Below are 7,162 nucleotides of genomic sequence, written 5' to 3' on the forward strand. Positions count from 1 at the left end.
CCCGCCGAGCGCGCCCAGATGGACGCCTATCACGCCCGCGTCCTGGCCGTGGTGGGACCGCGCGTGGAGCCGGTGGTCAAGGCCTGGCTGGAAGAGGTCTGCGCGCCGCTCTAGGCGCCGGGGAACACACAGATGATGATCCGCACCGCCCTCGCCGCCCTGGCCCTCGCCGGCCTGGCCCAGACCGCCCAGGCCGCCGCGCCCGCCGATCCGGAGCGGGCGGCGATCCTGGCCAAGGTGGACGCCTTCTTCACCGCCATGCGGAACCAGGACGCCAAGGGCCTGGCCGACGCCCAGTTCACCGACGGGGTGTTCACCATTCAGCGCCAGGCCCCGGATGGTCACTTCGATCTGCAGCGGCCGGCGGTCGAGGGCGTGCTGGCCAGCATGGCCCTGAAGCCGGGCCTGGATGAGCACATCTGGGACCCCACCCTGCTGCGGCGCGGGCCGATGGCGGTGGTCTGGGCGCCCTATGAGTTCAAGCTCGACGGCAAGACCAGCCATTGCGGGATCGACGTGTTCAACCTCGTCCAGGCCGCCGGCCAGTGGAAGATCGCCAGCGTGATGTGGACGGCAGAGCCCAAGGCCTGTCCGGAACTGGGCGCCAAGCCCGTGGCGGCCAAGCCATGACCGACGCCGCCGCCAACGCCGCCCAGATCGCCTATTGGAACGAAGGCGCCGGCCCGACCTGGGCTGCGCTGCAGGTCCAGCTGGACCGCCAGATCGGACCGCTGGGCCGCGCCGCCGCGCTGGCCCTGGGGCCGAAGCCGGGCGAGCGCATCCTCGATATCGGCTGCGGCTGTGGGGAATCCAGCCTGGAACTGGCCCGCGCGGTGGGGCCTACCGGCGAGGTCACCGGCCTGGATATCTCCCGCCCCATGCTGGAGATCGCCCGGGCGCGGGCGGCCGAGGCCAGCCTGACCCAGGCCAGTTTCGTCGAGGCCGATGCTCAGGCGCATCCCTTCGCAGTGGGTCAGGCCGACGCGGTATATTCCCGCTTCGGGGTGATGTTCTTCGCCGACCCGACGGCCGCCTTCGCCAATATCCGCAAGGGATTGAAGCCCGGCGGGCGCCTCGCCTTCGTCTGCTGGCGCGCGATGGCGCAGAACCCGATCATGACCCTGCCGCTCGCCTCGGCGGCCCATCTCCTGCCGCCCACCGCCCCGCCTGAGCCCGGCGCGCCAGGACCGTTCGCCTTTGCGGACCAGGCGCGGACCTCAGGCATACTGGGGGCCGCCGGCTTCACGGACATCGTCTTCACCCCGCACAATCAGAAGATCGGCAGCGGCGACCTGGAGACCACGCTGGGCTTGTCACTCCGGATCGGACCGCTCGGCGGCATGTTGCGGGAGCACCCTGACAAGCGCGAAGCGGTCATCGACGCCGTCCGCGCGGCCCTCCGGCCCCACGAGGGCCCGGACGGGGTGCTGCTGGACTCGGCGACCTGGATCGTGACGGCGCGGAATCGTGGCTTTGGCTCCCTGCAGGGCGAGGTCAGCCTGGACCCGGGCTTCTTCGACCCTCTGCCGGACTCTGAACTGGGGAAATGAAGAGCGAAATTTTCCGATGCCGAAATGGCCTGGTGTCGGCTTCCCGCCCAGCCGTTCGTCCATGGATTGAAGGCCGGAGGTTCGGCCCGCCTCAAGACCGTCAAGGAGCACGTCATGACCCGGTACCTGGTCGCCATTCACCGCGCCCACGACTACGACCCGTCCACCGAGGACGAGGCGATGGGCCGCGAGATCAGCGCGCTTAATGTGGAGATGGTTGAGGCCGGCGTCCGGGCCTTCGTGGGCGGCCTGCAACCCACCAGCCGGGCGAAGTCGCTGCGGCTCGGGCCGGGGGGCCAGGTGCTGGTGACCGACGGGCCCTATCTGGAGACCAAGGAATATGTCGGCGGCTTCTGGGTGCTGGAGACCGCCAGCCTGGACGAGGCGCTGGAGTGGGCGCGCAGGGCCGCCATCGCCTGCAAGGCGCATGTCGAGGTGCGGCCTTTTCACTGAGGCCGGCCGGCGCCCCTAGCCGCCGACCATTTCCAGCCACTCATCCTCGGTCATCACCTGGATGCCGAGCTCTGTCGCGGTCTTGAGCTTGGAGCCGGCGCCGGGGCCGGCGACGACGAGATCGGTCTTCTTGGACACCGAGCCGGAGACCTTGGCGCCCAGCCGTTCGGCCTGGGCCTTGGCCTCGTCGCGGGTCATGCGCTCCAGGGCGCCGGTGAAGACCACGGTCTTGCCGGCGACCGCCGTGTCGGTCTTGGGCTTCTCGGCCGGGATCACGGTGAGCTCGGCCAGCAAGGCGTCGACCCGCGCGCGGTTGTGATCCTCGCCGAAGAACTCCGCCACCATGCGGGCGGCGACCGGGCCGACGGCGTCAACCCCGGAGAGTTCCAGGAAATCCTCCCCCGCCTTGCCGGCCAGGGCGGCGCGGGCGGCGGCGTCAAATGTCGCCCAGTCGCCGAAGCGCTCGGCGATGGCGCGCCGCGCCGTGGCGTTGAGCTTGGGGATGGTCAGGCGCAGGCGCTCCTCCAGGCTGGCGTCTGAGGGGATCAGGAGGTCCTGGCTGGGCTGGGCCGCCCAGGCCAGCACGGCGTCCAGGGCCGTGGGCCCGACCCCGTCGAGGGTGGCCAGCGCCTGATAGGCCTCCGTCGGACGCTGGGCCTCGGCGGCGGCGCCGGCCGCGACGAAGCGCTCCACGGTCTCGTAGTGGCGGGCGAGCGCCGTGGAGGTCGTCTCGCCCACATGGCGGACCCCCAGGCCGAAGATGAAGCGGTCAAGCGGGATGGCCCGGCGCGCCTCGACGCCCGCCACCAGATTGGCGACGCTCAACTCGCCATAGCCGTCAGTCTGGCGCAGCTCGGCGAGCTTTTCCTCGTCCTTGGCCAGGCGGAAGATGTCGGCCGGCTCGCGGATCCAGCCACGCTCGAAGAAGGCGGTCAGCTGCTTCTCGCCCAGGCCCTCGATGTCATAGGCCCGGCGCGACACGAAGTGGCGCAGGTGCTCGATGCGCTGGAACGGACAGGCCAGTTCCCCGGTGCAGCGGCGCACCACGGTCTCGGCGCCCGAAGCGGTGGTCTCCCGCGCCAGGGGGGTCTGCAGCGGACAGGGGCAGATGTGCGGAAACTCGAACGGGACCGCCTCGGCCGGCCGCTCGTCCAGCACCGGTCCGACGATCTGGGGGATCACGTCACCGGCCCGCTGGACGATGACCGTGTCGCCGACCCTCAGGTCCTTGCGGGCGATCTCGTCGCCATTGTGCAGGGTGGCGTTCTCCACCACGACGCCGCCGACCGTGACCGGCCGCAAGCGGGCGACCGGGGTGACGGCGCCCGTGCGACCGACCTGCAGGTCGATGGCCTCCAGGATCGTGCGGGCCTGCTGGGCCGGGAACTTGCGGGCGATCGCCCAGCGCGGAGTGCGGGTGATGAAGCCCAGCCTGGCCTGCCAGTCGAGGCGGTCGGCCTTGTAGACCACCCCGTCGATGTCGAAGCTGAGCTTGGGGCGCAGGACCTCCATCTGGGCATAGGCCGCGAGCAGGCCAGTGGCGCCCTCCACCCGCTGGGACTGGGGCGTGGTGGAAAAACCCCAGGATTTCAGCGCCTGCAGCGCCTCCCACTGGGTCTCGGCGAAGGGTTCGCTGATCAGGCCCCAGGCATAGGCGAAGAACTTCAGCGGCCGGGTGGCGGTGATCTTCGGGTCGATCTGGCGCAGGGACCCGGCGGCGGCGTTGCGCGGATTGGCGTAGGTCTTCTGGCCAGCCTCCACCGCAGCGGCGTTGAGGGCTGCGAACTCCTCGTGGCCGAGATAGACCTCACCCCGCACCTCGATCACGTCCGGCCAGCCGGAGCCGGCCAGGCGCTTGGGGATGTCGGTGACCGTGCGCAGGTTCTCGGTGACGTCCTCGCCCACCTTGCCGTCGCCCCGGGTCGCGCCCTGGACCAGGACGCCGCGCTCATAGCGCAGGGACGCCGACAGACCATCGATCTTGGGCTCGGCCGTATAGGCCACGGTCTCGTCGGCCAGCCGCAGGAACCGCCGCACCCGGGCGTCGAAATCGGCGGCGTCCTCATCGGAGAAGGCGTTGTCGAGGCTGAGCATGGGCACGCCATGCTCGACGGGCGAGAACTGCTCGGCCCGCGCGGCGCCGACCCTCAGTGACGGTGAATTCTCACGGACCAGATGCGGGAAGGCCGCCTCGATCGCCGTGTTGCGCTGCTTCAGCGCGTCATAGTCGGCGTCGGAGACGGTCGGTTCGTCGTGCTGATAGTAGCGGCTGTCATGGCCGGCGATCTCGTCGGCGAGCGCGGTCAGTTCCTCGACCGCCTCGGCCTCTGTGAGGTCGGTGACAGGCGTCTTGGCGTCAGGCATGCATCAGGGCCCTGGCGGCGGCGCGGGCGGCGTCGGTGATCTGGGCGCCGGCGAGCATGCGGGCGATCTCTTCCTCGCGCTCCGCCTCGGTCAGCGGCTCGACGGCGGTGCGCACCCGGTCCCCGTCGCCGGCCTTGGAGATCCGCCAATGGGCGTCGCCGCGGGCGGCCACCTGGGGCGAGTGGGTCACCACCAGCACCTGGGCGCTGGCGGCCAGCTTCTTCAGCCGCAGGCCAACGGCGTCGGCGACGGCGCCGCCCACCCCCTGGTCCACCTCGTCGAAGATCATCAAGGGCTGGGCGCCGGCGGCGCGAGCGGCCAGCGAGGCCTTCAGCGCCAGGGCGAAGCGAGCCAGCTCGCCCCCCGAGGCGATGGCCCCCAGGTCGCCGAACGGGGCGCCGGGATTGGTGGCGATCTCGAAGGCGACGCGATCCTGGCCGGCCGGGCCGACCTTGTCCTCCGCCAAGGGCTCGACCGCCACGCGGAACTTGGCCTTGTCCAGCTTGAGCGGCGCGAGCTCGCTCTCCACCGCCACGGCCAGGCGTTCGCCGGCCAAGCGGCGGGCCTGGGTCAGTTCGCCGGCGGCGGCCAGATAGCCCGTGCGGGCGGCGGCGACGGCGGCCTCGGCGGCCTTCAGGTCGTCCTCGCTGGATTCCATGGCGCGCAGCTGGTCGGCGAAGCGGACCCGCAGGGTCGGCAACTCCTCGACGCTGACGCCGAGCTTGCGGGCCATGCCGCGCAGTTCGAACAGGCGCTCCTCGGCCTTTTCCAGCCGGTCGGGGCGGAAGTCGAAGGCTTCGGCGGCGAGGTCGACGGCGGCCTCGGCCTCCTGCACCTCGCTGAACACCCGGTCGACGGCGGCGCTGGCGGCGGCCAGGCGGGTCACGGCGGCGGCGTCCTCGCCGGCCCCGGCCTGGAGGGCGCGGGTGCGGGCATGCTCGAGCGCGCGAACCGCCTGGGCCAGACGATTGGACAGGCCCTCGAAGGCGCCGCGGGCGTCTGCGATGTCGCTCAACGCCTTTTCGGCCGCGCCCAGCAGGGCGCGTTCCTCGGCCAGGGCTGTCTCCTCCCCCGGCTGGGGGGCGAGGCGGTCGAGTTCGGAGAGCCGCAGGGCCAGCTCCTCGGCGTCGGCGGCGGCGCGGCTGACGATGGCGCGCAGGTCCTCAGCCCGGGTCCGGGCCCCACGCCAGTCGGTCCAGCGGGCGGCGACGGTCCTGGCCATCGGGCCCAGGGAGCCATAGGCGTCGAGCAGCGGGCGGTGGGTGCGGGAATCCAGCAGGCCCACCGTCTCATGCTGGCCATGGACCTCGATCAGCTGTTCGCCCAGCTCGCGCAGGACGCCGACGCTGGTCGCCTGGTCATTGACGAAGGCGCGGCTGCGGCCATCAGCCCCGAGGGTGCGGCGCAGGACCAGGTCCTCGTCCTTGGCGTAGGACAGGCCCTTCTCTTCCAGAATGTCCCAGACGGGGTGGTCAGGGGCCGGCGCGAACACCGCCGAGGCCGCCGCCTGGCTCGCGCCACGGCGCACCAGGCCGGCGTCGGCCCGCGCGCCCGTGGCCAGGCCGAGCGCGTCGAGGATGATCGACTTGCCCGCCCCCGTCTCGCCGGTAAGCGCCGTCAGGCCCGGCCCGATGGACAGGTCCAGGGCTTCGATCAACACGACGTCTCGGATCCACAGACCGATCAGCATGGGGGGCAAGATCGCCTGGAATCAGGCGTCCTGAAAGGCGCCACAGGCAACAATGTTCACTTTCGGTTCCGGAGAGCGGGCGCTGGGCCCGCCGCGCGGCCTAATGCAGGAAGGGCAGGTGCGAAAGCAGGCTCTTGTGCTTGGGCTTCGGCGCCTTGATGGCGGTGGCGGCCGGGGGCGTGATGTCGGCCGTGGCGGCGGCGTCGCCGGCCGGCGGCTTGATCGTCTGGCCCTTGTCCTTGTTGCGGAAGGGCAGGTTGGACAGGATCCCCTTGTGCTCGGCCTTGCCGTTCGGCTCGACCGCAGGGCGCAGGCCCTTGTCGGTCAGCAGGCCGTAGGCGTCGCGATACCAGCCGTCGCCCGGATAGTTGTAGCCCAGCACCGCGCCGTTCTTCTTGGCCTCATCCAGCAGGCCGAGCGTCAGATAGGCCTCGACCAGGCGGTAGAGCGCTTCGGGCGTGTGGGTGGTGGTCTGATAGCGGTCGACCACGGTCTTGAACCGGCCGATGGCGGCCAGCGTATCGCCATTGCGCAGGTAGTAGCGGCCGATGGTCATTTCCTTGCCGCCCAGCTGGTCATTGACCATGTCGATCTTCAGGCGGGCGTCGGCGGCGTATTCGGTGGTCGGATAGCGCTGCACCACGTCGCGCAGGTTATCCAGGGCCTGGCCGGTGGCGGCCTGGTCGCGGCCCACGTCGACGATCTGCTCGAAATAGCAGATGGCCTTCAGATAGTGGGCATAGGCGGCCGCCGGATTGCCGGGATAGAGCGAGATGAAGCGGTCGGAATCGCCGATCGCCTCAGCATAGTTGTCGGCCTGGTAGTGGGCGTAGGCGGTCATCAGAATCGCCCGGCGCGACCATTCCGAATAGGGGTGCTGACGCTCCACCTCGGCGAAATAGTCCACGGCCTGATTCCACAGCCCACGGTCCAGCCGGTCCGCGCCGGTGGCGTAGAGCAGCTCCACGGGGCGCTCCTCATAGACCAGCTTGGGCTTTTTCGGCTTGCCGGCGCACCCGGCGAGGGCGAGGGCGACAATCACGGCGGCTATGGCCGGACGAGCCCAGGAATTGCGAAGCAAGGACACCTTCACCTCAAAGACCAA

General features: G+C 70.7%; 7 protein-coding genes. 4 read left to right on the top strand and 3 right to left on the bottom strand.

From position 1 onward, the window contains the following. From Q7P21_RS17900 to Q7P21_RS17915, 4 genes are all read left to right on the top strand, one after another. A partial coding sequence (locus Q7P21_RS17900) for a M24 family metallopeptidase C-terminal domain-containing protein (protein ID WP_304178176.1) occupies window positions 1–114 on the top strand: 114 nt, incomplete at its 5' end. Between the two features lie 18 nt (window positions 115–132). Continuing rightward, window positions 133–630, top strand: a complete 498-nt coding sequence (locus Q7P21_RS17905) for a hypothetical protein (RefSeq protein WP_304169255.1) — start codon at window positions 133–135, stop codon at window positions 628–630. Continuing rightward, window positions 627–1,550: a class I SAM-dependent methyltransferase gene (locus tag Q7P21_RS17910; RefSeq protein ID WP_304178170.1), complete on the top strand. Its 924-nt coding sequence runs from the start codon at window positions 627–629 to the stop codon at window positions 1,548–1,550. Before Q7P21_RS17905 ends, Q7P21_RS17910 begins: the two co-directional genes overlap by 4 nt. Before the next feature lie 114 nt (window positions 1,551–1,664). Continuing rightward, a complete protein-coding gene (locus Q7P21_RS17915) occupies window positions 1,665–2,003 on the top strand; it encodes a YciI family protein (protein WP_304178173.1) in 339 nt (112 codons plus the stop codon). Window positions 2,004–2,018: 15 nt separating this feature from the next. Here Q7P21_RS17915 and ligA read toward each other — a convergent pair whose 3' ends face one another. The 3 genes from ligA to Q7P21_RS17930 all read right to left on the bottom strand — a co-directional run bounded on the left by ligA (window position 2,019) and on the right by Q7P21_RS17930 (window position 7,150). Next, window positions 2,019–4,367, bottom strand: a complete 2,349-nt coding sequence (ligA, locus tag Q7P21_RS17920; protein ID WP_304169250.1) for an NAD-dependent DNA ligase LigA — start codon at window positions 4,365–4,367, stop codon at window positions 2,019–2,021. Continuing rightward, window positions 4,360–6,057: a DNA repair protein RecN gene (gene recN / locus Q7P21_RS17925; RefSeq protein WP_304169248.1), complete on the bottom strand. Its 1,698-nt coding sequence runs from the start codon at window positions 6,055–6,057 to the stop codon at window positions 4,360–4,362. The genes ligA and recN overlap by 8 nt, the downstream gene beginning before the upstream one ends. A gap of 100 nt (window positions 6,058–6,157) precedes the next feature. Next, a complete protein-coding gene (locus Q7P21_RS17930) occupies window positions 6,158–7,150 on the bottom strand; it encodes an outer membrane protein assembly factor BamD (RefSeq protein WP_304169247.1) in 993 nt (330 codons plus the stop codon). Between the last annotated feature and the right edge of the window lie 12 nt (window positions 7,151–7,162).

Source organism: Phenylobacterium aquaticum (genome assembly GCF_947378715.1).
GTDB classification, from domain to species: domain Bacteria; phylum Pseudomonadota; class Alphaproteobacteria; order Caulobacterales; family Caulobacteraceae; genus Phenylobacterium; species Phenylobacterium aquaticum_A.

Coding starts and splice junctions, on each gene's coding strand:
- Q7P21_RS17905 (WP_304169255.1), top strand. CDS start 133: ATGATGATCCGCACCGCCCTCGCCGCCCTGGCCCTCGCCGGCCTGGCC.
- Q7P21_RS17910 (WP_304178170.1), top strand. CDS start 627: ATGACCGACGCCGCCGCCAACGCCGCCCAGATCGCCTATTGGAACGAA.
- Q7P21_RS17915 (WP_304178173.1), top strand. CDS start 1,665: ATGACCCGGTACCTGGTCGCCATTCACCGCGCCCACGACTACGACCCG.
- ligA (WP_304169250.1), bottom strand. CDS start 4,367: ATGCCTGACGCCAAGACGCCTGTCACCGACCTCACAGAGGCCGAGGCG.
- recN (WP_304169248.1), bottom strand. CDS start 6,057: ATGCTGATCGGTCTGTGGATCCGAGACGTCGTGTTGATCGAAGCCCTG.